16 protein-coding genes and 1 rRNA gene are annotated in these 22,390 nt (G+C 60.2%); 3 read left to right on the plus strand and 14 right to left on the minus strand.

Going from position 1 to position 22,390, the window contains the following annotated elements; all coding sequences use genetic code 11:
- A 16S ribosomal RNA gene (locus tag CSQ92_RS28240) occupies positions 1 to 109 on the minus strand; the annotation flags it as partial.
- A 613-nt stretch (positions 110 to 722) separates the two neighbouring features.
- Between CSQ92_RS28240 and CSQ92_RS28245 the strand changes: the two genes are divergently transcribed.
- Positions 723 to 2,711, plus strand: coding sequence for a sigma-54-dependent Fis family transcriptional regulator (locus CSQ92_RS28245; RefSeq protein WP_257219396.1), 1,989 nt, complete (start codon positions 723 to 725; stop codon positions 2,709 to 2,711).
- Position 2,712: 1 nt separating this feature from the next.
- Here CSQ92_RS28245 and CSQ92_RS28250 read toward each other — a convergent pair whose 3' ends face one another.
- The 7 genes from CSQ92_RS28250 to CSQ92_RS28280 all read right to left on the minus strand — a co-directional run bounded on the left by CSQ92_RS28250 (position 2,713) and on the right by CSQ92_RS28280 (position 12,373).
- Entirely contained in the window at positions 2,713 to 3,723 is a 1,011-nt protein-coding gene (locus CSQ92_RS28250) for an FAD:protein FMN transferase (RefSeq protein WP_099396044.1), read from the minus strand.
- Entirely contained in the window at positions 3,713 to 5,815 is a 2,103-nt protein-coding gene (locus CSQ92_RS28255) for a 4Fe-4S binding protein (protein ID WP_257219397.1), read from the minus strand. The genes CSQ92_RS28250 and CSQ92_RS28255 overlap by 11 nt, the downstream gene beginning before the upstream one ends.
- Positions 5,816 to 5,872: 57 nt before the next feature.
- On the minus strand, positions 5,873 to 7,033 hold the full coding sequence (locus tag CSQ92_RS28260; protein ID WP_099396046.1) for a porin: 1,161 nt from the start codon (positions 7,031 to 7,033) through the stop codon (positions 5,873 to 5,875).
- A gap of 287 nt (positions 7,034 to 7,320) precedes the next feature.
- A complete protein-coding gene (locus CSQ92_RS28265; protein ID WP_257219398.1) occupies positions 7,321 to 9,057 on the minus strand; it encodes a PQQ-dependent methanol/ethanol family dehydrogenase in 1,737 nt (578 codons plus the stop codon).
- A 49-nt stretch (positions 9,058 to 9,106) separates the two neighbouring features.
- On the minus strand, positions 9,107 to 9,496 hold the full coding sequence (locus CSQ92_RS28270) for a DUF779 domain-containing protein (protein ID WP_034756816.1): 390 nt from the start codon (positions 9,494 to 9,496) through the stop codon (positions 9,107 to 9,109).
- A 55-nt stretch (positions 9,497 to 9,551) separates the two neighbouring features.
- A complete protein-coding gene (gene adh / locus CSQ92_RS28275) occupies positions 9,552 to 11,072 on the minus strand; it encodes an aldehyde dehydrogenase (RefSeq protein WP_099396048.1) in 1,521 nt (506 codons plus the stop codon).
- Between the two features lie 344 nt (positions 11,073 to 11,416).
- The gene (locus tag CSQ92_RS28280) at positions 11,417 to 12,373 is read right to left on the minus strand and encodes a beta-propeller fold lactonase family protein (protein ID WP_099396055.1); all 957 of its coding nucleotides are present in this window, start codon (positions 12,371 to 12,373) and stop codon (positions 11,417 to 11,419) included.
- 204 nt (positions 12,374 to 12,577) lie between these two features.
- Here CSQ92_RS28280 and CSQ92_RS28285 point away from each other — a divergent pair, with 204 nt between their 5' ends.
- Entirely contained in the window at positions 12,578 to 14,731 is a 2,154-nt protein-coding gene (locus CSQ92_RS28285; RefSeq protein WP_099396049.1) for a TonB-dependent receptor family protein, read from the plus strand.
- A gap of 57 nt (positions 14,732 to 14,788) precedes the next feature.
- Here CSQ92_RS28285 and CSQ92_RS28290 read toward each other — a convergent pair whose 3' ends face one another.
- The 5 genes from CSQ92_RS28290 to CSQ92_RS28310 form a co-directional block, all read right to left on the minus strand.
- Complete coding sequence (locus CSQ92_RS28290; protein WP_244965334.1) at positions 14,789 to 15,622, minus strand: substrate-binding periplasmic protein; 834 nt, start codon at positions 15,620 to 15,622, stop codon at positions 14,789 to 14,791.
- A gap of 25 nt (positions 15,623 to 15,647) precedes the next feature.
- A complete protein-coding gene (pedF, locus tag CSQ92_RS28295) occupies positions 15,648 to 16,133 on the minus strand; it encodes a cytochrome c-550 PedF (RefSeq protein ID WP_034784660.1) in 486 nt (161 codons plus the stop codon).
- A gap of 130 nt (positions 16,134 to 16,263) precedes the next feature.
- Positions 16,264 to 17,283: an RNA 3'-terminal phosphate cyclase gene (gene rtcA / locus CSQ92_RS28300; RefSeq protein ID WP_099396050.1), complete on the minus strand. Its 1,020-nt coding sequence runs from the start codon at positions 17,281 to 17,283 to the stop codon at positions 16,264 to 16,266.
- 16 nt (positions 17,284 to 17,299) lie between these two features.
- Positions 17,300 to 18,535 carry an RtcB family protein gene (locus CSQ92_RS28305; protein WP_099396051.1) on the minus strand — a complete coding sequence of 412 codons (1,236 nt, stop codon included), beginning with the start codon at positions 18,533 to 18,535 and terminating at the stop codon, positions 17,300 to 17,302.
- A gap of 200 nt (positions 18,536 to 18,735) precedes the next feature.
- Positions 18,736 to 20,307: a vWA domain-containing protein gene (locus CSQ92_RS28310; RefSeq protein ID WP_099396052.1), complete on the minus strand. Its 1,572-nt coding sequence runs from the start codon at positions 20,305 to 20,307 to the stop codon at positions 18,736 to 18,738.
- A gap of 206 nt (positions 20,308 to 20,513) precedes the next feature.
- Between CSQ92_RS28310 and rtcR the strand changes: the two genes are divergently transcribed.
- The gene (gene rtcR / locus CSQ92_RS28315; RefSeq protein ID WP_099396053.1) at positions 20,514 to 22,121 is read left to right on the plus strand and encodes an RNA repair transcriptional activator RtcR; all 1,608 of its coding nucleotides are present in this window, start codon (positions 20,514 to 20,516) and stop codon (positions 22,119 to 22,121) included.
- 24 nt (positions 22,122 to 22,145) lie between these two features.
- Here the strand turns inward: rtcR and CSQ92_RS29255 are convergent.
- Positions 22,146 to 22,390: hypothetical protein (locus CSQ92_RS29255; protein ID WP_218964102.1), on the minus strand; the 245-nt coding region annotated here is incomplete at its 5' end.

The following is a 22,390-nucleotide window of genomic DNA, read 5'->3' on the forward strand; positions in this document are numbered from 1 at the left end:
CACCCGTTCGCCACTCGCCACCAGAGCAAGCTCCGTGCTGCCGTTCGACTTGCATGTGTAAGGCATGCCGCCAGCGTTCAATCTGAGCCAGGATCAAACTCTTCAGTTTAATCTCTGTTACTTTGCCATTTTATTGGCACCGTCTTGCGACGGGTCGCTCACTCAAAAAACTGACAGGCTACTTCCGAAGAAGTATCCTATTTCATTATTTCTTGTGAACATTTGATATTTTAAGTTTTAAGTTTTACAGCGATCCGAAGATCGCTGCCGCACTACATCAAATGCCCACACTTATCGACTGTTAATTGTTAAAGAACTGTATTCGGTTACTGCTTTCGCGCCATCGACAAAGCGTTGTGTTTGTCAGCTGCGAAGAAGGAAGAGTATGAAGCATTTCAGCACAATCGTCAACTCCTTCTTTTCTCTCACTTTACGCTGCATTTGCATGCGTCGTTCAGCGAGGGGGCGAATTATAGCCCTGCCCTGCGCACCCCGCAAGCGCTATTTTTGCGCCAGCTCAAAGGCAATAAGCCTGGCACCGCAATTGCTTATATGAACACATGCACCGACCACCGAGGGGAGCAACTCTGGGCCTGGCAGCAACACGCGGATAGCCCGGTTCGCTTTGCTTTGCTCCCATCTGTGACAGGTGCTACATTATGGAACACTCTCGATATTCAAAAGAGCGCCGCAGTACAGGGCCCAACGGAGGCAACGAGATCATGTATCAACCGTCAGCTACTTACCGTAGCGCACCGTTTTCGTCCATCGCGGACGCGAACATTTTGCCGGCAGGGCAGGACAACGTCCCCGTCATCATCGAAACTTCCCATCAGCGTTCAGTCGCCTTTGGCCTGTCGCCCACGGCCACGCCCGACTTTACGCCGGCGGGCAAATCCGACCTGTCCTTGCTGATCGAGCAAAACCGCCTGCTGCACACGCACGCGCTGCCCGCCATGGAAACCCTGTACCAGCAAATCGTCAATACCCACAATATGGTGATCTTGACGGATGCCAACGGCGTCATCGTGCATTCGCTGGGCGACGATGATTTCCTGGAGAAAGCCAACCGCGTCGCCCTGCAGCCGGGCGTGGCATGGTCGGAACAAAGCCGCGGTACGAATGCCATCGGCACGGCCATCACGGAAAAAGTACCGACCTTGGTCCATGCGGACCAGCATTACCTGGCGGCCAATCATTTTCTCACTTGCTCCGCGGCACCGATCACCGACCACCGGGGCAATGTCATCGGCGTACTGGACGTGTCCAGCGACCAGCGCAGTTTTCACAAGCATACGATGGCCCTCGTGCGCATGTCGGCGCTGATGATCGAAAATCAACTGTTTTCCGCCACCTTCGAAGACGCCATCACCGTGCATTTCCACGCGCGCCCCGAATTCATCGGCACATTGATGGAAGGCATCGCCTCGTTCACGCCCGGTGGACGATTTTTATCGGCCAACAAGAATGGCTTGTTCCAGCTGGGCCTCTCATTTGCCGCGCTGCAATCGCACACGTTCAGCTCCCTGTTCGGCTTGCCCGTTTCCGCCCTGTACGACCATTACCGCACGGCCGCCCCCGGTTTGCTGAACCTGTGCATGCATAGCGGCGTGCGCGTGTATGGTCGCGCGCAGTTGCGCCTGTCCAATAGCGTCTTCCAGCACGGCTTTACTGCCAGCACAGACCATAGCGATATCAACGCCGTGCCGGCACAGGTTCCCGCGTCCGCCAGCCATGCGGCCAACGCGGCGCGGCGCCTGTCCGGCTTGCGCTACCTGCGCACGGGCGATCCGCAGCTGGAACTGGTTATCGAAAAGGTCAACAAGGTGCTGGGGCGCGACATCCCCATCCTCGTCATGGGCGAAACGGGCACCGGCAAGGAATTGCTGGCGCAAGCCATCCACAACGATTCGCCACGGGCCATGGGACCGTTTATCGCCGTCAATTGCGCATCGATTCCGGAAACCCTGATCGAGTCCGAACTGTTCGGCTATGAAGACGGGGCATTTACGGGCGCGCGCAAGAAGGGTGCCATTGGCAAGATATTGCAAGCCAATGGCGGCACCCTGTTCCTCGATGAAATCGGCGACATGCCGTTTGGCTTGCAGGCTCGGCTGTTGCGCGTGTTGCAGGAACGCATGGTCACGCCCCTGGGCAGCAGCAAGTCGATCACCGTCAATGTGGAACTCATTTGCGCCACGAATCACAACTTGCGCGAGCGCATGGCCAAGGGTCTGTTTCGCGAAGACTTGTATTACCGCCTGAATGGCCTGGTGGTAAAACTGCCGCCATTGCGCGATCGCACGGACCTGGACACGGTCGTGAAAAAAATCCTCGCAACGGAAGCGCCCGATACGCGCTACACGGTGGCGCCGGACATTCTGCGCATGTTTCACCAGCATAAATGGCCAGGCAACTTCCGTCAACTGACCAATCTCTTGCGCACGGCCATCGTCATGGCGGGCGACGAACATGAAATCTGTTTGCGCCACATGCCCGATGATTTCCTCGACGATATTGAGATGACGCAAGCGACTGCCGCCAGCGCCAGCACGGACCGCATGATCGCGGCGGGCGCCAACCTGGAAGAAATGGAGCAAAGCGTCATTCTCAAATCGCTCGATGCCCACGGCGGCAACGTCTCGGCCACGGCGCGGGCCCTGGGCATATCGCGCAACACGATCTATCGCAAGGTGCCGCATCTGAAATAAGCTAGCGTAGACGGGAAAAGCCGGGCGACATCGCGCGCCGGCCCCGCTTGTCGATGGTCATCAGGTCAACGCCTTCCATTTGCGCGGCCATCGCATGCGCGCGCGCCGCGCCCGTCACCATGAACGTTGTCGACAAACCATCGGCCAGCAAGCCCGTGGGTGCCAGCACCGTCACGCTGGCCAGTTCGCCCGGCGAATCGCCGTTCAACGGATCGAAGATGTGGTGATGCATGAAGTCGGGCGTGAACGTGCATTCGTAATCGCCCGACGTGGCCACGCTGCGCCCCTCCACTTTCAAGGTGGCCGCGAGGATTTCTGCATCGCGCGGATCCTGGATGCCCAAGGTCCACGGGCGGCGCAGGGACCGCTGTCTCCGCGCAACGAATTCGCCCGTATCGAGCAGCGCGTGCCGTATGCCGCGCGCCTGCACGGCCGCCAGCGCCATGTCCGCCGCGTAGCCTTGCGCCAGGCCATTCAAGGTCAGCGCCATGCCAGGCCGGAGAAAACGCACTTCCCGGCTATTCCACGCCAGTTGCCGCCAGCCTATCCGCGCCTGCGCTGCGCGCCGCAAGGTGTCCGTCGGCAAGCCGGCCTCGTCTGCTGCCGCGCGAAACAGCTGCCATAAGGGTTGCACGGTGATATCAAACGCCCCATCGCTCCATTGCGACAAGGCTTGCGCCTGCGCCAGCACGGCCAGCAGATGGGCGTCCGGCCGGGCCAGACGGCCGTCACGGTTCAGCTGGAAGACTTGACTGGCCGGGCTGTAAATGCTCATCAGGCGGTCGATATTCCTCGCTGCATGCAAGGCGTCCTCGATGGCCAGTTCGGCCTGGCGCTGATCGTGGTGCAACACGGTGACGGTAATCGTCGTGCCAAACGCCAGTGCGGCGCCTTGATAAGGCCGCACACCGGACGCCGTGGCCGTGCCGCGCGCCATGCTGCCAGGAAAAGACAAGCCCGCCATGCCGGACACGCTGCCTATCGCTGCGGAAATAAACGTTCTACGCTGCATTGCTGCTCTCCTCTGCCGTGACCTGGACGATGGGGATGGTGCGGGCACGCTTGATTTCCAGCATCAAAGGTGCGCATTTTTCATCGCTGGCATAAATCACGACGCAATCCATGCACTGGAAACATTCGCCGTAATCGACTTTCCCGCTAGCCGCGATGGCGTGATGCTCGCAACGGTGGCGGCAAGTCTGGCACGGTGTGCCGCACTCCTTGCGACGGGGAATCCAGTTGAACAGGCGAAACCGCCCCAGCAGCGCCAGTGCCGCCCCAAACGGACACAGGTAGCGGCAAAAGAATTTGTAGGAAACACTACTGAGCAGCAGCAAGCCCACGGCATACGCGACGAACGGCCAGGCCCGCACGAAGTTCAGGGTAATGGCCGTTTTAAATGGTTCCAGCTCGACCAGCTTGTCCGTGATCTGGCTGGAAAATACGCTGCTGCCCAGAATGGCCGCCAGCAAGCCATACTTGATCCATTTCAAGCGCCCATCCAGGCGCGGCTTGATTTTCCATTGCGGCAAGCGCAGCCACTGGCCCAGCTTGCCCGTGAATTCCTGCAGGGCGCCAAACGGACACAGCCAGCCGCAAAACGTGCCGCGCCCCCATATCAGCAGGCTGAGCAGCACGAACGCCCACAGGATCACCGTCATCGGGTCAAACAGGAAGAAGCCCAGGCTGCGCCCCGCCAGCAGCGCCTGGATGGCGCCCGTGATGTTGACGATCGATAACTGCCCTTGCGCGTAATAGCCGATGAAGCCAATCGTAAACACCAGGAACAGGCGGCGAAACCAGATAAATTGCCGGCCATCGCGCACCAGGCGTTTCTGCCAGGCCAATGCGCCGGCCAGCAGCGCCAGCCCGGCGAGCAACAGCAGCAACTCAGCCTTGCGCCCCTTCCACGTGCCGCGCCAGCTTGCATCGTCACCTTGCGGCGCCGTATAAAACTCGGCCGGCAGACGGTAACTGATATCGACATTGCGGGCGATGCGTTCGGGATACACGATGCCCTTGCTGCGCGTGATCGGCATGGTAAAAGCCAGCGGGCTGGCCGCATCGAGTCCCGCCTGGCTGATGACGCGCAAGACGGCGATATTCTCCGTCGGCAGCGAGGTCGTATCGGACAGGCTCAATTCCAGGTCCAGATCGCGCATGTCGATGGGCAAGCCATCCTGCTTCAGCAACAGCCGGTCCGGGACCGTGCCGCGCACGAAATCGTCGCCCAGCACGCTGTAGCGACCGCGCGACATGACGAGGATGGCGTGATCGCCTTCGTCCAGCCGGTTGCGCAGCTTGTTCCAGCTGCGTTCCGTCAACAGATTGCGCCCCGCCGTGGGCACGGACACGTACGCCAGGTACAGGTCGATGAACAAGCCATCGGGCGCACGCGTCGCTTCCGCATCGAGTCCCGCGCCGGGACTGCCGGCAAACAAGGTTTCCACATCCTTATTGCTCAAGCGTACGTGCTGGATCAAGCCCCGCTCGAGCATCTGCTCCACGCTGAGTTTCTCGAATACCTCCATGCGGATGCGGGCGATCTGGTCTGGGTCACGGCCTTGCCCAAATCCCAGTTTTTTGCGCGACACTTTCAAGGCCGAGGCCAGCACGCTTTGGTTGATGATGCGCACGGAGGCCGTGGCCTTCGACACGCCATCGATATCGACATGGGTCGCATCTGGCGCGCGTTTCTTTCTGGCATCGATGGCAATATTCTGTTTCAGCGACAAGCCCTGGTACTGCTTGACGAACTGAAACAAGGGCGCTTCGCCCAAGCCATCAAGAAACACGGGTTCATGCTGCGACAGCACGGCAACGTCGAGAAAACTGCCTTGCGGATCAATGGCGATCAGCAGATTGACGGGCACGCCGGAAAAGCCGGGAATGGGCGCCAGGTCCACGGATTCAAACACGTAGCCGATCAGCTCCGTGGCCGTGGCGTTTTGCTTGAACAGGGGCCAGACGGGCAAGTCGGTCTCCTTGTCGCCCACGACGATGGGAGCAGGAAAGCGCCGTGCCAGCTCGGCCTTGGTGAGCACGCCCGCCCACGCCTGTCCCAGAATAAACAGGAATAACCAGCATGCTATGAACAACCGCATTGTCCTCATGCACTACGCTCCGTGCGGCGCCTTGTCGCAAGGCGCCGCGTTCAGTAATTAGAAGAAAATAATGCCGCCCAGGGACACGCCATTCATCTTCGCTTCGCCACCCGTAAAGCCTTTCGAGCGCGTCTGGCCCAGCTCGCCCACCAGGGTGATCGCGCTGTTGAGCGAGTAGTACGCGCCCAGGGTCAGGTTGGCATTCGACTTCAAGCCGCCCGTGCCGGCCGTGTTGTCGTCGTTCTTGCTGATGCCGTAGGACAAGCCCAGCTTCAGCTTGTCCGTCGTCTTATACGTGCCTTGCAACAGCCAGTTCTTCGACTTGGTATCGCCCTGGTCCGCATCGGACAGGATGCCTAGCCCCTTGCCACCCTGGAAGTTGAGCAGCACGCCGGCCGGCCCCATCTGGTACGAGCCGCCCACTTCCACGCCGCGCATGGTCAAGTCATCCACGCCCGGCGTTTTCGAGGTGAATTTTTGCGACTTCACGCCCAGCCAGGCTTTCAAACCGTCCTGCGCATACGTCAGCTGCGCCTGCACTTGCGGGCTCGACTTCGAAGAATAGGTCGAGCCTGCAACAATCGGCGTATCGGAGACGGGGCTGACCAGCGCCACGTCGACGCCAATGCCGCCCGACTTCGGCGTGCTGTACATGATCTGGCCATAGTTGCCCAGATAGGTATAGCCGGCGCCGATATGGCCCAGGGTCACCCGGCCCCGCTGCGTCGCCTGCACGGGTGCGCCCGAACCCAACAAGGTCATGTCCGACAAAATCGCATTCGCGCCGAAGATGCCATAGTCGCGCCCCAGCTTGAATGTGCCCATGTGCTCATTGCCAAACGTAAAGAAGGCCTGGCGCACGTCGACCACGCTATTCTGGCTGATGGCGCTGTCCGTGGCCGTCGAGTTGTAGATGCCGATCAAGGCTTTCACGTCGTATTCGCCCAGGCGCGAGCTTGCGGAGGTGATCAAGCCATTCGGCAGCAAGCCGTTGCCGATGGTGGTGCGGTCCTTTTCTCCGCCGCAACCGAGCGCCTGCCCGCCCAGCGCCAGCCCGCCCACCGCATCGCCCGAACACGACACTTGCGTGTAATAGGCGTTGACGATGCCGCCCACCGACACGGTCCAGTCGCCAGCCTTGATATCGACGGCTTGCGCCTGCCCCACCGCTGCGATTGTCATGACACCCAGGCTCCCCAGCTTGCTCAATGTGTTCATTTGTTCTCCTCTTTCTTTTCTGTTTTTAGTGTGCACACCAATGATTGATGTACCTCAAGCTTTGGCAATAAGCGTGCCCAGAACGGCTCAGAGGGAGAAAGAGAAAAAGCGTAGTTAACGTGTGCAGCAGCGGATCAATCGCCACTGACAGTGTTCATTTTTTGACCGCAAGCAGGCGTATCGGGCATCCAGGTAAACAAAAAACTGACGGCCTGGGCCGTCAGCAAAAAGAAAACACCCGGCGGACAGGGAGACACCCATCCGTGTGGCCCGGATGCTTCACCCCGTTACTTCGACGCCAGCTTGAAGACCCACACGGAACCGCCCTGTTCCAGGAAGTTGACCTTCTTCGCCACTTCGCCGCCCCACAGCGGCACGGCGCCACCCCAGCCGGAGACGACGGCCACATATTGCGTGTCGCCATCCTGCCAGGTGACGGGCGGCGCCACGACGCCGGAGCCCGTCTGGAATTTCCACAGCTCCTTGCCCGTCTTCGCATCGACGGCTTTCAGGAAGCCTTCCGGCGTGCCGTAGAACACCAGGTTGCCGGCCGTACTCATCACGCCGCCCCACAGCGGCGCGTTGTTCTTGATTTCCCAGACGATCTTGCCCGTCTTCGGATCGATGGCGCGCATGGCGCCGATGTAGTCGTCAAACAGGGGCTTGATGGTGAAACCGGCACCGAGGAAAGCGCCGCCCTTCTTGTAGCTGATCGGCTCGTTCCAGATGTCCATGCCCCATTCGTTCGCCGGCACGTAGAACAGCTTGGTTTGCGGCGAGTACGCCATCGGCATTTGGTTTTTTGCACCGAGGAAAGCGGGCGCGGCAAACACGGTCGTGCCCTTCTTGCCCTCTTCGCCCTTGGTCGGGTCGCCAGGGCGGCCGACGGCAATGAAATTTGGCCGGCCCGTCTTCAGGTCGATGCTGCTGGCCCAGGTGATTTTCTTCACGAATGGAAAGGCGTTCTGCAGCTTGCCATTGGCCGCATCGATGACATAGAAGAAACCGTTGCGGTCGGCCTTGCCGCCGTAGCGCTTGCCATCCATGTCGAAGGTGACGAACTCGTTGGCGCCGTCGAAGTCCCACGCATCGTTCGGGGTATTCTGATACGCCCACTTGATCTGGCCCGTTTTCACATCCAGCGCCACGGTGGATGATGAGTACAGGTTGTCGCCGGGACGCAAGTGGCTGTTCCACGGCGCTGGGTTGCCGGTGCCAAAATATGCGAGCTTGGTTTGCGGATCGTAGGTGCCGCCCATCCACGTCGAGGCGCCGCCCGTTTTCCACAAGTCGCCCGGCCAGGTCTTGTTCGCCGTGCCGGACACGCCGTTATCGATGGCCTTGCCATCCTTGTCGTAGCGGTGACCCATATGGCCTTCCACGGTCGGACGGCTCCACACGAGATCGCCCGTCATCGGGTTGCGCGCTTCGACCCGGCCCACGATGCCGAATTCCCCGCCCGACACGCCCGTCAGCAGCAAGCCTTCGGCGATCAGCGGCGCGGCCGTCATCGAGTAACCAGCCGCGTAATCGTCCACTTTTTCCTTCCAGACGATCTTGCCCGTATTCTGGTCCAGCGCCACCAGGTAGGCGTCGAGCGTGCCGAAAATCACCAGGTTGCCGTACAGGGCGGCACCGCGGTTGACCACGTCGCAGCAGGGCATGATGCCGTCTGGTAAGCGATGCTCATACTTCCACAGCTTGGCGCCCGTTTTCAAATCGACGGCAAAGATGCGCGAATACGATGCCGTGACGAACATCTTGCCGTTGTGAATCAACGGCTGCGATTCCTGGCCCCGCTGCTTTTCGCCGCCAAACGAGAACGACCAGGCCGGCACCAGCTTGGCCACGGTCTTGTCATTGATCTGCGTCAGCGGCGAATAGCGCTGGCCCTGCGTACCCATGCCAAATGACAGGACGCTGGCCGGATTCTTCGCCGTGCTGTCGAGCATGGCATTGGTGACATTGCCCACGTCGGCCGCCTGGGCCAGCGATGCCAAACCCAAACCGATGAGTATCCCCATGATTTTTTTCTGCACAATCATCTCCCTCTGTTTTATTAGTATGTGTGTATCAAGTCTTGCGGTGCTCATGCGGCTGGGCATGCAACAGCGCGCACTCTTCATCGGTGAACAGGCGCGAGCGCGTCAGGAAGCGCTTGCCGGTGCCGTTGTCGAGTGAAAACATGCCGCCATTGCCGTCGACCACATCGATAATCAACTGGGTATGCTCCCAGTACTCGAATTGCTCGAGCCCCATGTAGAACGGTGTGCCATTCAAATTGCCGAGATAGATATCGGTGTCGCTGACATCGAACTCGCCCAGCGCATAGCACATGGGCGCGCTGCCGTCGCAGCATCCGCCCGACTGGAAAAACATCAGCGGGCCGTGACGCTGGCGCAACTTGTCCATCATTTCCAGCGCCGCATCGGTGGCGACCACCCGGGCAATTGCTGCACTCATGGCATCCCTTTCTGCGCGCCGCGCCTGGACTGCAGGCGCGGCGCCTGTTGCCGGTTTAGAAGAAGCCCAGCGCTTTAGGGCTATAGCTCACCAGCAAGTTCTTCGTTTGCTGGTAGTGGTCGAGCATCATCTTGTGGTTTTCGCGGCCGATACCCGATTGCTTGTAGCCGCCGAACGCGGCGTGGGCCGGATACAGGTGGTAGCAATTGGTCCACACGCGGCCCGCCTGAATGGCGCGGCCCATGCGGAAGGCACGCGAACCGTCACGCGTCCACAGGCCGGCCCCCAAGCCATACAAAGTATCGTTGGCAATCGCCAGCGCGTCGGCCTCATCCTTGAAAGTGGTCACGGACACGACGGGTCCGAAGATTTCTTCCTGGAAGATGCGCATCTTGTTATTGCCCTTGAACACGGTCGGACGCACGTAGTAGCCGCCTTCCAGGTCGCCCGCCTGCGTGTTGCGCTCGCCGCCGGCCAGCACTTCCGCGCCTTCCTGGCGGCCGATGTCGAGGTAGGACAGGATTTTTTCCAGTTGCTCCTGCGACGCCTGCGCGCCGATCATGGTGGACGAGTCGAGCGGGTTGCCCTGCTTGATGGCGGCCACGCGTTTGAGGGCACGTTCGATGAATTTCTCGTAGATCGATTCCTGGATCAGCACGCGCGATGGGCAAGTGCATACCTCACCTTGATTCAGCGCGAACATGGCAAAACCTTCCAGGCACTTATCGAAATAATCATCATCGGCATCCATCACGTCTTCAAAGAAGATATTCGGCGACTTGCCGCCCAGTTCCAGGGTGACGGGAATCAGGTTTTGCGCGGCATAACCCATGATCAGACGGCCCGTGCCCGTTTCGCCCGTAAAGGCGATCTTGGCGATGCGCTTGCTCGAGGCCAGCGGCTTGCCCGCTTCCAGGCCGAAACCGTTGATGATGTTCAGCACACCCGGCGGCAGCAGGTCGCCGATCAGCTCGATCAATACCATGATGGAAGCCGGGGTCTGCTCGGCCGGTTTCAAGACGACGCAATTGCCGGCGGCCAAGGCTGGCGCCAGTTTCCACACGGCCATCAGGATCGGGAAATTCCACGGGATGATCTGGCCCACGACGCCCAGCGGCTCATGGTAGTGATAGGCATAGGTTTCCGCATCGATTTGTGCGACGGAACCTTCCTGGGCGCGGATGCAACCGGCGAAGTAACGGAAATGGTCGATGGCCAGCGGAATGTCGGCATTCATCGTTTCGCGGATCGGCTTGCCGTTGTCGATGGTTTCCGCCGTGGCGATCAGGCTCAGGTTCTGTTCGATGCGGTCGGCGATGCGGTTCAGGATATTGGCGCGCTCGGCCGGCGAAGTCTTGCCCCAGGCATCCTTGGCGGCGTGCGCGGCATCCAGCGCCAGCTCGACGTCTTCCGTCGTGGAACGGGCGATTTCGCAAAACGGCAATCCTGTGATGGGCGTGATGTTAGGAAAGTATTCACCTTTTACTGGTGCAACGAATTTGCCGCCGATGTAATTGTCATAGCGTTGTTTGAAGGGATTGGCTACGCCCAGTTTGCTGATGTCTGCGAGATTCATGTCGTCCTCTATCGGGTTAATTAGAATGGAATTACTTAATTAAAATCAAACGTCCTGGTACAGATGGGGTGAGTACACGGAGTCTTCCGCAAATGCCGTGCCAGCTCGCCATCGCACTACAAACTTAGCCGGTTTTATCCCTGTTACAAGGGCGCGGCATCAACCCCGGCACGTTTTTCAGCGCAAGCCACCTGCTTGGGTGGGGACGTGGGCCTGTTTGCATTTTGAACAAGGTGAAGACGTCCTGTTCCAATCCGGGCCAGCCCTGCGGCATCTCCCCTGCGCCGCTGCACAATGGAACAGGTGTACCAGACTGGAACACCTGCGCCTGTGCCACCAAGGAATCAACGAATCACCACGCCCCAGGGCAATTCACCCACGGCAATGTCGGCCACCTTGCGCGCGCTGGCCGTGCCGATGACGGATACACTGTTCGAGCGGCCATTGGCCACGTACAGCTTGGCGCCGTCGGGCGTGATGGCCATATTCCACGGACGTTTGCCGACGGGAATGGTGGCCGTGACCTGGTAGCTGGCCGTGTCGATCACCATCACCGTGCCGTCCGTGCCATTCGAGACATACACCTGCTTGCCATCGGGATGGACCACGATGCCATTCGCATTCTTGCCCGCTGGAATGGTGGCAATCGCCTTGCGCGCGGCCATGTCGATCACGTACACGGCATTGACCAGTTCGCACGCCACATAGGCGCGGCCCGAGTCCGGACTGAAACCGATGCCGCGCGGACGCAGTCCCACGGCGATGGACGCGACCTGGCGGCGTTGCGCTACATCAATGACATCGACTTGCTCCGCCTCTTCCGCGCTGACCAGCAGCCAGCGTCCATCCGGGCTGAAGACGGCATGTTCCGGGTTGCGTCCCTGCACCTTGATATCGGCGAGCAAGGTGCCTGTCTGGCCATCGAGCAAGGCCACGCTATTGTTTTCCTCGACGGCCACTGCCACGTAATGACCGTCCCGGGAAGCGCTGACGCCTTCGGGCGACTTGCCCAGCGCCACCGTGCGCACGGGCGCGCCGGCAGCGTTATCGATCAGCAACAAGGCACTGCTGGCGGCATCCGTGACAAACAATTGCCGTCCGCTGGGGTCGGCGGCGATGCCGCGCGGCCGCTTGCCTGCCGCGATCTGGCGCACTACCTGGTCGGTAGCCGTGTCGATCACGCTCAAGGTGCCCGATTTTTCATTGGGGACATAGGCAAAGGGAGCTGCCTGGAGGGCGGTGCTGGCGAGCGCCGGCAGCAGCCAGCACACCTGGCGCAAGCGCGAGAAGAAGTTGGGCATAATCACCTTTTCAATGGCAAAACACAGGAAAAGCGCGCGGTAGCGGCGCATCTGCCCATTGCTGTATGCAAACGCCGTGCCACTGACACGCGTATAATTTCAGCCCACCAATGGAGACATGGCAGGCATATTGCTTGATACACCTACGCAGACCTGTACCGCGCACGCGATCAAGCAGGCTTTTATTCACATTGGAGAATCCGCATGCAGCACCGTTTCCGCCTGAACACCATCGCCAGCCTGTTTGTCGCCGGCAGCGCCACCCTCGCCCCCCACGTCTTTGCCGCCGAAGCAGCTGACCTGGCCGCCGGACAACTGATGGATACGGTGGTCGTCAGCGGCAGCCGCATCGCCCACCCCAGCCAGGAAGTGCCGGCCTCGATCGACGTGGTCGACAGCGCCCGCATCCAGGATGGCCAAATCCGCGTCAACGCGTCGGAAGCGCTGGCCGCCGTGCCGGGCCTGGTCGTGCAAAACCGCCAGAACTACGCGCAAGACTTGCAGATCTCGTCGCGCGGCTTCGGCGCACGCTCGGCCTTCGGCGTGCGCGGTGTCAAGCTGATCAGCGATGGCATTCCCGCCAGCATGCCCGACGGCCAGGGCCAGGCCGCCACTTTCAACCTCGATACGGCCGAGCGCATCGAAGTATTGCGTGGGCCATTTTCTGCCATCTACGGCAACCATTCGGGCGGCGTGATCCAGCTGTTTTCCAAGGATGGACAAAATCCCCCGTCCGTCGAACTGAATGTGACGGGCGGCAGCTACGGCACCAGCAAGGTCGATCTCTCGGCGCAAGGCCAGGCAGGCGGCATCGGCTACGTGCTCGACGGTTCGCGCTTCCGCACGGACGGCTTCCGCGACCATAGCGCCGCCACGCGCGAACAGGCGTTCGGCAAGATCACCGTCAAGCCCACGGCGGACAGCAAGCTGACCATCGTCGCCAACAGCCTGCATCAAGGCAATACGCAAGATCCGCTGGGCGCTACCTGGGCCACGTTTGCCGCCGACCCGCGCGCCGGTGAGGTCGACGCGACGGATACGCAAAACCCGAAACGCACCCTGGCCGAACGCTACAACACCCGCAAGAGCATCGACCACCAGCAAATCGGCGCCACCTATGAACAGTCGTTCGGCGATGACCGCCTGCACGTGATGGTGTATGGCGGCAACCGCGACGTGATCCAGTACCAGGCGTTTAATAAAGCATTCCAAAATACCAAAGTGGACGGTCTACTTAAGCATTCGGGCGGCGTGGTCGATTTCCGGCGCCAGTTCTATGGCATCGATACCAACTGGCTGCACGTGAACCAGTTGGCCGGCGGCAAGCTGAGCACCACCATCGGCATCGATTACGGCCGCTCCAGCGATGACCGCACCGGCTATGAGAACTATATCGGCGAAGTGTACGGATTGAAGGGCAAGTTGCGCCGCGACGAGCAGAATGTCGTGTCCAGCCTCGATCCCTATATCCAGGCGGAATGGCAAAGCGGTCCTTGGCTGCTCAGCGCAGGTGTGCGCTACAGCAGGATGAAAGTGGCGGTCGACGACCATTTCCTCAGCAACGGCAACGATAGCGGCAGCCTGGAGTTCAGCCACACGACACCGGTGCTGGGCCTGCTGTACAAGCTGACGCCGAACGTCAACGTGTATGCCAGCGCCGCGCGCGGCTTCGAAGCACCTACCTTGAACGAACTGTTTTACTCGGGCACGGGCGGCGGCTTCAATTTCAACTTGAAACCAGCGACCAGCACCAACCTGGAAGCAGGCGTCAAGGCGAGGATCAATAACAATACGCACGTCAACGCGGCCGTGTTCCAGATCAAGACCAACGACGAACTGGTGGTCGACAAGTCCAGCGGCGGGCGCACCAGCTACCGCAATGCGGGCAAGACCTTGCGCCAGGGCATGGAAGTGTCGCTGGACTCGAACCTGCCGTATGGCTTCACGACCAAAGTGGCGCTGACCAGCCTGCACGCCGTGTATGACCAGGCGTTTGGCAGCGTGCGCGAAGGCAGCCGCTTGCCGGGCGTGCCCAGCGCCAACTTGTTCGCGGAACTGGCCTGGAAAGATACACTCGACCGTTTTGGCGCGGCGCTGGAAAGCGTGGCCAGCAACCAGGTCTACGCGGAAGACAGCAATAGCGAAAAGCCGGCGCCCGGCTACACGGTGTTCAATGCGCGCGTCAACGCCAAACAAAACGTGGGGAATTGGCGCTTCAAGGAATTTGCCCGCCTGAACAATCTTTTCGACAAGACCTACGTGGGCTCCGTCATCGTCGGCGACAGCAACAAGCGCTACTATGAAGCGGCGCCGGGACGCAACTGGTTGCTGGGCGTCAGCGCCCAATATAGTTTCTAAAAATAAAAAGCCCGCGCATCGATCGATGCACGGGCTTTTCAACTCAAGCACGCTACGTCAGGGCCGCGCTTCCTTCACGCCATATTTTTCAAAGATGGTTTTCAATTCGCCGCTGGCCGCCATTTCGTTCATGGCTGCCTGCAGCAACTTGGCCACGTCGAGCTGCTGGCGGCTGACGGCCAGGCCCACGGCCCAACCGGCACGCGGCAAGCGGGCGAACGCCACTTCGCTCAAGGGAAAAGCGGGATCGCTTTTCAGCACCGATTCGATCTCCGAACGGTTGGCCAGCACGGCATCGAGTTGCCCTGCCTGCAATTGCTGCAGGGCTTCGGCCGCCGTGTCGAAGATGCGCACGTCGTCGCGGTACTTGCCATTGTCTTCACCCAGCATCAGCATGGCCGCGATCGAGACCTTTTCCACGCCGATGCGCTTGCCGGCCAGCGAAGCGACGCCATCGAATTGCGGCACGGCTTGCGCACTGCGCGCCAGGCGCACAGTTTCCACGTAGTACGGCGCGAAGATCTCGACCTTGTCGTTATCCGCCATCAACTTCTTGTCGACCGGCACATGCAGCATCACATCGGCGGGACCATAACCAAGGTAATGCCCCTTCCACACCATATTGCGCAAATCATCGTTCAAGTTCTCGCCGGCGGGAAATGGCAGCAAGCTCAGTTTCAAACCCAGCTTTTTCGCCAGCGCTTCGGCAATATCGATATCGATGCCCACGCCCTTGTCGGAAAACGGCGCGAATTCGTTGTACACAGCCACTTTCAGGCTGCCCGACTGCTGCACTTTTTGCCAGTCGGCACGCGCCGGCGCGGCTGCGCACAGCGCCAGGCAGGCGAGCGAGATCATCGCGCGCTTGCCCCGGAATTGAAATGAACGCATGGGACTCCTTCGTGATCAGTTCGACTTAATTCGACTCGCGGCGCGTTTCCAGATAGGTCTTGATGGCCCACATGGCTTCCTGGTTGAACACGCCTTCGAACGGCGGCATGTACACAGCGCCATTACGCACTTTACCGTGGCGTATGGTGGCCAGGTAGTAATTATCCGTCTCCTTGTAGCACGCCTGTTTCTTTGTCTCATTCTTGATACCGAAGCAATCGCGGTCCAGCTGGCGCAAGTCCGGCGCGATGCCGCCCGAGATGGCTTCGATGCCGTGGCAGCGGGCGCAATTCTGGTTGTAGGCCGAGGTGCCCACCGTCAAGGCCAGCTTGTTGCCCCGATACGGGTTTTGCTCGAGCCACTTGTCGCCTACCTTGGGCAAGCCCGTGGTATCGACGCCTTGCGGCGTGACATTGCCGTGCGCATAGGCATGCGGCAAGGTCAGCAGGGAAGTGAGGGCAACGGCGCCGGCGGCCGCCACGCCGAGCAGGGTACGAATGGAATAGGTCATGCTGGTCTCCTTGGTTTTTTAGTCAATACCAAAGAAGAGCAAATGCCATGCCATGCGTCTATGCCCCACATCCGGCCGACCATGTATCAATTTGGAACAGCTGCAACAGCCAGTTGTGTCAGCGCGCGCGTCAGGCGGCGGCCACCGTGCAGATGCTGCTCCGCTCCTGCTGCTCGAAAGTAATACGCACGGGCAAAAACCGGGCAATCACCTCCGCATTCGTCAGCGCATGTTGCGATACCTTGTTGCAACTGAAGCTACCGCCGCCGGCCAGCGCCATGGGCAGCAAGAGCTGGTCGGCCAGGTGCTCACCGACGGCCACGTCCGTCTTGAGATAGGCGCGCACCTCGTTCAACAGGCGCTTGGCCACGGATTCGGCCAGCAAGGACTTTTCACCGAACGAAGTAAACACTTCCGTGACATGCTCATGCTCGAGCGTCAGCAACAGGACGTTGCCCGGTCCCTGCTCCGCCGGCAAGCCGACGAGGCGCAACTGCTTGCCGCTCCAGCCCATGCCCCCGGCGACACGCTCGAGCTCCCGCTGCGCCACCTGCACATGCACGCCCGCCACCACGCTTTCCGCATACCCCGCCTTTCGTTCGCCGCGCTGCAGCAATGCGATGGGGCGCAAGCGCTGGCACGGTTGCACGGTGGCCATCACCTCGCCGCCGCCCGCAGGATGAAAGCCGTAGCGTTGCAGCGTAATATCCACCTCGGCCCCCATCTGTTCCAGGACACGGCCATATGCGCGCTGCAGGAAATGCACGGGCGGTGCCATGGCATTGTGCGTGCCGCCAGTGATGCGCACGGTGGATGGTCCATCCGCATGCAGCAGGGCCGGCAACAGAGTTTGCAATACCAGAGTGCAACTGCCCGCGCTACCGATGGCAAAGCGGTAATCGCCGCCGCGCAGAGGGCCGGGCACGAATTCCAGGCTCGACGCGCGCAGCGCCACCGGCGTCGTGCGCGCCCCGCAAATGGCGGTTGCCGCCTGCACGGCCAGCAGATGCTGGCGCAGCAAGCCGGGCTTTTCCCGCCCCGCGCGAATGTTAATCAGCCGAAACGGTTTCCCCGTGATCATCGACAGGCTCAGCGCCGAACGTAAAATCTGTCCGCCGCCTTCGCCTTGCGCTCCATCTATTTCTATCATCTCTGTTTTCTCTCTATTATCCTTTGACGCAGACGACCTGCTTCAAGATATGCACGACATCGACCAGCTCGCGCTGCGCCAGCATCACCGCATCGATATCCTTGTAAGCCATCGGAATTTCATCGATCACGTTTTCATCCTTGCGGCATTCCACGCCTTGCGTGGCGCGGATCTGGTCATCCAGGTTGAAGCGCCGCTTCGCTTCCGTGCGGCTCATCGTGCGTCCCGCACCGTGGCTGCAGCTATGGAAACTCTCCGCATTGCCTTTGCCGCGCACGATAAAACTCTTCGCGCCCATGGAGCCGGGAATGATCCCCAGTTCGCCCGCGCGGGCCGACACGGCGCCTTTGCGCGTGATCAATACATCCTTGCCGAAGTGGTGCTCCTTCTGCACATAGTTATGGTGGCAGTTGACGGCTTCCACGTGCGTCTGGAACGGTTTATGGATGACCGTGCGCACGGCGGCGATCAGGTTCTGCATCATCACTTCGCGGTTGTTGCGCGCAAAGCGTTGCGCCCAGCCCACCGCTTCCACGTAATCGTCGTAATGCTGCGTTCCTTCGGCCAGGTAAGCCAGATCCTGGTCGGGCAGGTTGATGAAGTGGGTGCGCATATCCTGCTTGGCCAGTTCGATGAAATGCGTGCCGATGGCATTGCCCACGCCGCGCGAACCGGAATGCAGCATGAACCATACGGAACCCTGTTCATCGAGACAGACCTCGACGAAGTGATTACCGCTGCCCAAAGTCCCCAGGTGGCGATAATTGTTCGTATTTTTCAGCTTCGGCGTTTTCAGGCAGATGGCATCGAATTCATCCTTCAATTGCAGCCATGCGGCATCGACCACCGAGGGCGGCGTATGCCAGGAACCCTCGTCGCGGCCGCGGTGTCCGCGCGTCTTTGGCGACATCCCGTGTGGAATGGCGCGTTCGATGGCGCTGCGCAGCGGCCCCAGATTATCGGGCAGATCATTCGCCGTCAGCGTGGTTTTCGCCGCCATCATGCCGCAACCGATATCCACGCCCACCGCCGCCGGAATCACGGCGCCCAAGGTGGGAATCACGCTGCCGATGGTCGACCCTTTACCCAGGTGGACGTCGGGCATGACGGCGATGTGCTTGTAAATAAACGGCAGGGTCGCCGTGTTGCGCAATTGCTTTTTAGCCGCTTCTTCGACGGGCACGCCACGTGTCCACATTTTCACAGGACGGCTACCTTCGGTATGCAGGACTTCGTATTCTTCTTTCTTCATCGCTTCTCTCATTTTCTATTGTAATCAGTACGACAACCCGACAAGGAGGGACAGGATTTTCTGGCGGCGTACTGCGCACGCCAGGCCGGTTTGACGCGGCTGATCGATGTAATCCTGTCTGCATTCGGGGCACTGCGGCGCATGACAAGTCTGGACAGGACGTCTCTTATGTAGTCTTGTCCGCATTCATGCGCTTTACTTCAACAACCGGTTGCCGCGATATCGATGGCGGCGATTTCTCCCACCCAGTGGGCGGGGTCCAGCTGGCCGGCGGCAAAGGCGGCGATGATCTTGAAGACGTCATCGGAAAAGCCGCCGATATTCAGGATATCCTCGCATTCCATCGCCTGCGTCGTGGCATGCGGCGCAATATCGATGCACACCAGTTTCGCCTGCGGATTGCGCTGCTTGAACACCTTCCATTGTCCCATCGTCGCCGTGGCGCCGCTGTGTTTCGCGTCGATCCACGATTCGTTATCGGACACATAAATCACCAGGTCGGCCAGCGCCTTCTTGCTGTTCATGCGCATCAGCGGTGCGCTGCAATTGGTGCCGCCGCCACCGATGGCCGCCAGCTTGGCCGCGTTCACCATCACGCTGTCATCCGCAGCCAGCCCGCACGTCACGACGCTGTGCTCGAACGGCAGCAACATCGCATCCGGGTTCTTGCGCAGCATGGCCGCCGCCACCAGCGCCGCCACATCGATGCAGCGCACGCTCGACGTGGCGCTGCCGCGAAAACCGCTGACGGGCGACGACATCGAGCCGGAGACGTCGGGGCACACCACCACCCTGCCAGCGATCCGCGGCACGTTCGCCAGCGCTATTTCCAGCGCCGCTTCCAGCGCATCGCGCACGATGGCCGGCACGCTCTCACCGGCCGCCAGGTACGCGGACAGCAGCTGGTACGGAAACACCCTTGCCCGGCCAATCGCCTCGGGATCGCGCAGCTTGGCAGCGATCAGTTCCGGCATGCCGGCTATCGCATACACGCCGTGACGCCCAAAGGTGTTCAGATTCATGCGCACCATTTGCCAGCTGCCCTGGCGGGCGATCTGCGCCCAATCCTGCGCGCTCAACGACAGCGCCGTCAGCATCTGGAACGGTACGTCCGGTATCGCTTGCGAAGGATCCGCCTTGTAGGCCTCGAACGCGGCCAGCGCCGGCGGCAGCGCCTTGGCATCGTAGGGCTTGCCGATCAGCCAGGCAAAGAATGCCTCCCGCCACGCTTCCTGCGGTTTCGGATGCACCATCTTCACCACGTCGGCCAGCGAAGGCGCATTGCCCACGGCGGCGGCCAGCAAGGCCTGTTCCGAAGCGGTGTTCAGCCATGCCTGCACGAGCTTTTTCGGACGCGATCCCAGCGACTTGCGTCCCACGGCGCCCGAACGCATGATCTGCACAAAGTTGCGCAGCATCTTGCCGTTGTTAATGACACGCCAGAATGCCGGTGCGAATTGCGCAGCACCCTGCCCCGCCAGCACGGCCACCAGCAAGGCCGGCATGTCTTTCATGTAGCCCCGTTCGCGGCAGTACACGGCCGTCTGCGCAATGAAGGCGGGGTCGACCGCCTGGCACAGCTCGAGTACTGTTGCCAGCTGCGCTTCGGCGCTGGCATAAAACGTCGTGTTCAGGCAGCCGGTGGCCGCGTATTGCGCCAGCTGATGCCGGGGCGTCAGCGCATAGGCTGGCGCGCCTTCCGCATTGCGCGCCAAGGCCGCTGGCAAGGTTTCTGTCTGTTGCGCGCTCTGGAATAACTGGGCGTTGGCCATTTTTCGTCCCTCTCTGCTCTCTACGTTTATCTCGCTGGTATCTCCTCTATTGCAAGCGCTGTGCCAGCTTTCAATAATTCCTCAAAAATTTTCATAACCAATTGATTTCATTAAGTAATATTTCCACGCAAGCTGTGCACTGAAAATATCCCTGTCATGGCGATTTGGAATACAATTATCTTTTAAGATAAATTTTTATCTCACATATGCAAGCAAAACGCACCGTCGTTATCGGTTTTCTCGGCACGCAGCTCGACAACGGCAGGGGAGCGGCACGCTGGGAAAAATGGCGTCCCAGCATCGCCCTGACCCAGCATGAGGACAAAATCATCGACCGCTTCGAGTTGCTGTACGCGGGCAGCCAGTTCGACAACCTGGTGCGCCAGGTGTCGCAGGATATCGCCAGCGTCTCGCCTGAAACCAGACTGATCTCCCATGAACTGCCTATCAGCGATGCCTGGGACTTCGAAAATGTGTATGGCGCGCTCTATGATTTTGCCAACAGCTACCCCTTCGATCCGGACAAGGAAGACTATTGGATCCACATCACCACCGGCAGCCACGTGGTGCAGATCTGCATGTTCCTGATGACGGAAGCGCGCTATTTCCCCGGCCGCCTCGTGCAAACGTCGCCGCCAAAGCGCCAGGGCGCCGGCAATCCCGGCAGCTACGCGCTGATCGACCTCGATCTGTCGCGCTACGACCAGATCGCCCAGCGTTTTACGCGCGAACAGGCCGAAGGCGTGGCCTTCCTGAAGTCCGGCATCGCCACGCGCAATGCCCAGTTCAACGGCATGATCGATGAAATCGAGCGCGTCGCCATCAAGTCAAAAGCCCCCATGCTGCTGATGGGGCCGACCGGTGCCGGCAAATCCGTCCTCGCGCGCCGCGTGTATGAACTGAAAAAATCGCGCCATCAGATCGATGGCAAGTTCATCGACCTCAATTGCGCCACCCTGCATGGCGATGGCGCAGCCTCCACCCTGTTTGGCCATATCAAGGGCTCCTTCACGGGGGCGGGCTCGGACCGGCCAGGCTTGCTGCGTAGCGCGCACAAGGGACTGCTGTTTCTCGATGAAATCGGTGAACTGGGGCTCGACGAACAGGCGATGCTGCTGAAAGCCATCGAAGAAAAGCGCTTCTTTCCCGTCGGTGCCGATACGGAGGTGCAAAGCGACTTCCAGCTGATCGCCGGCACCAACCGAGATTTGGGCATAGAAGTGGCAGCCGGCCGCTTCCGCGAAGACCTGTATGCGCGCATCAATCTGTGGACATACGAATTGCCGGGCCTGGCGCAGCGCCCGGAAGATATCGAGCCGAACCTGGAATACCTGCTGACGCAATACAGCGCGGAGACGGGCGAACGAGTGCGCTTCAACAAGGAGGCACACGAGCGTTTCATGCGTTTCGCCACCCTTCCCACCTCGGCATGGAAGGGTAATTTCCGCGACCTGTCCGCCGCTGTCACGCGCCTGGCCACCCTGTCGGAAGCCGGACGCATCACGGATGGCGTCGTCGACGAGGAAATCCGGCGCTTGAAGCGCATGTGGCAGCAGCATGACAAGCCCGCCGCCAGCACGGAAATCGACCTGGCCGATGTCATGGGAAGCGAGGCAGCCGCGCAGCTCGACCTGTTTGATGTCCTGCAACTGAGGTCGGTAATTCAGGTATGCCAGCAATCGAACAGCTTGTCCGATGCGGGTCGCAAGCTGTATGCCGTATCGCGTGATGCGAAGGCCAAACCAAATGACGCTGACAGGTTGAAAAAGTATCTGACGAAGTTTGGCTTGAGCTGGGAAGACGTGAGTCGATAAAACGCAGCACCCGAACACCCGGGGTCAGACCCTCCACACCGCCAACGCCAGATTCAACGCCAACGCGCGAGGGGGTCTGCCCCCAGCCTTCGTTTGGGGTTCGCCATCACAAACCGCCAGACGAAAAAAAACCCGACCATTTCTGATCGGGTTTTTCTCAAGAAACAACAGCCGGGGCTGTTGCTTCAAATAACAAGCCTGACGATAACCTACTTTCACACTGGTTGCAGCACTATCATCGGCGCAAAGTTGTTTCACGGTCCTGTTCG

It is taken from the genome of Janthinobacterium sp. BJB446 (genome assembly GCF_002735655.1).
GTDB classification, from domain to species: Bacteria; Pseudomonadota; Gammaproteobacteria; order Burkholderiales; family Burkholderiaceae_D; genus Janthinobacterium; species Janthinobacterium lividum.

What these genes read in the sequence shown, in the direction of transcription:
- pedF (WP_034784660.1), bottom strand. Translation starts at nt 16,133, where the DNA reads ATGACCTATTCCATTCGTACCCTGCTCGGCGTGGCGGCCGCCGGCGCC.
- CSQ92_RS28285 (WP_099396049.1), top strand. Translation starts at nt 12,578, where the DNA reads ATGCAGCACCGTTTCCGCCTGAACACCATCGCCAGCCTGTTTGTCGCC.
- CSQ92_RS28255 (WP_257219397.1), bottom strand. Translation starts at nt 5,815, where the DNA reads ATGCGGTTGTTCATAGCATGCTGGTTATTCCTGTTTATTCTGGGACAG.
- CSQ92_RS28250 (WP_099396044.1), bottom strand. Translation starts at nt 3,723, where the DNA reads ATGCAGCGTAGAACGTTTATTTCCGCAGCGATAGGCAGCGTGTCCGGC.
- adh (WP_099396048.1), bottom strand. Translation starts at nt 11,072, where the DNA reads ATGAATCTCGCAGACATCAGCAAACTGGGCGTAGCCAATCCCTTCAAA.
- CSQ92_RS28265 (WP_257219398.1), bottom strand. Translation starts at nt 9,057, where the DNA reads ATGGGGATACTCATCGGTTTGGGTTTGGCATCGCTGGCCCAGGCGGCC.
- CSQ92_RS28280 (WP_099396055.1), bottom strand. Translation starts at nt 12,373, where the DNA reads ATGCCCAACTTCTTCTCGCGCTTGCGCCAGGTGTGCTGGCTGCTGCCG.
- CSQ92_RS28270 (WP_034756816.1), bottom strand. Translation starts at nt 9,496, where the DNA reads ATGAGTGCAGCAATTGCCCGGGTGGTCGCCACCGATGCGGCGCTGGAA.
- CSQ92_RS28245 (WP_257219396.1), top strand. Translation starts at nt 723, where the DNA reads ATGTATCAACCGTCAGCTACTTACCGTAGCGCACCGTTTTCGTCCATC.
- rtcR (WP_099396053.1), top strand. Translation starts at nt 20,514, where the DNA reads ATGCAAGCAAAACGCACCGTCGTTATCGGTTTTCTCGGCACGCAGCTC.
- CSQ92_RS28260 (WP_099396046.1), bottom strand. Translation starts at nt 7,033, where the DNA reads ATGAACACATTGAGCAAGCTGGGGAGCCTGGGTGTCATGACAATCGCA.
- CSQ92_RS28290 (WP_244965334.1), bottom strand. Translation starts at nt 15,622, where the DNA reads ATGCGTTCATTTCAATTCCGGGGCAAGCGCGCGATGATCTCGCTCGCC.
- CSQ92_RS28305 (WP_099396051.1), bottom strand. Translation starts at nt 18,535, where the DNA reads ATGAAGAAAGAAGAATACGAAGTCCTGCATACCGAAGGTAGCCGTCCT.
- rtcA (WP_099396050.1), bottom strand. Translation starts at nt 17,283, where the DNA reads ATGATAGAAATAGATGGAGCGCAAGGCGAAGGCGGCGGACAGATTTTA.
- CSQ92_RS28310 (WP_099396052.1), bottom strand. Translation starts at nt 20,307, where the DNA reads ATGGCCAACGCCCAGTTATTCCAGAGCGCGCAACAGACAGAAACCTTG.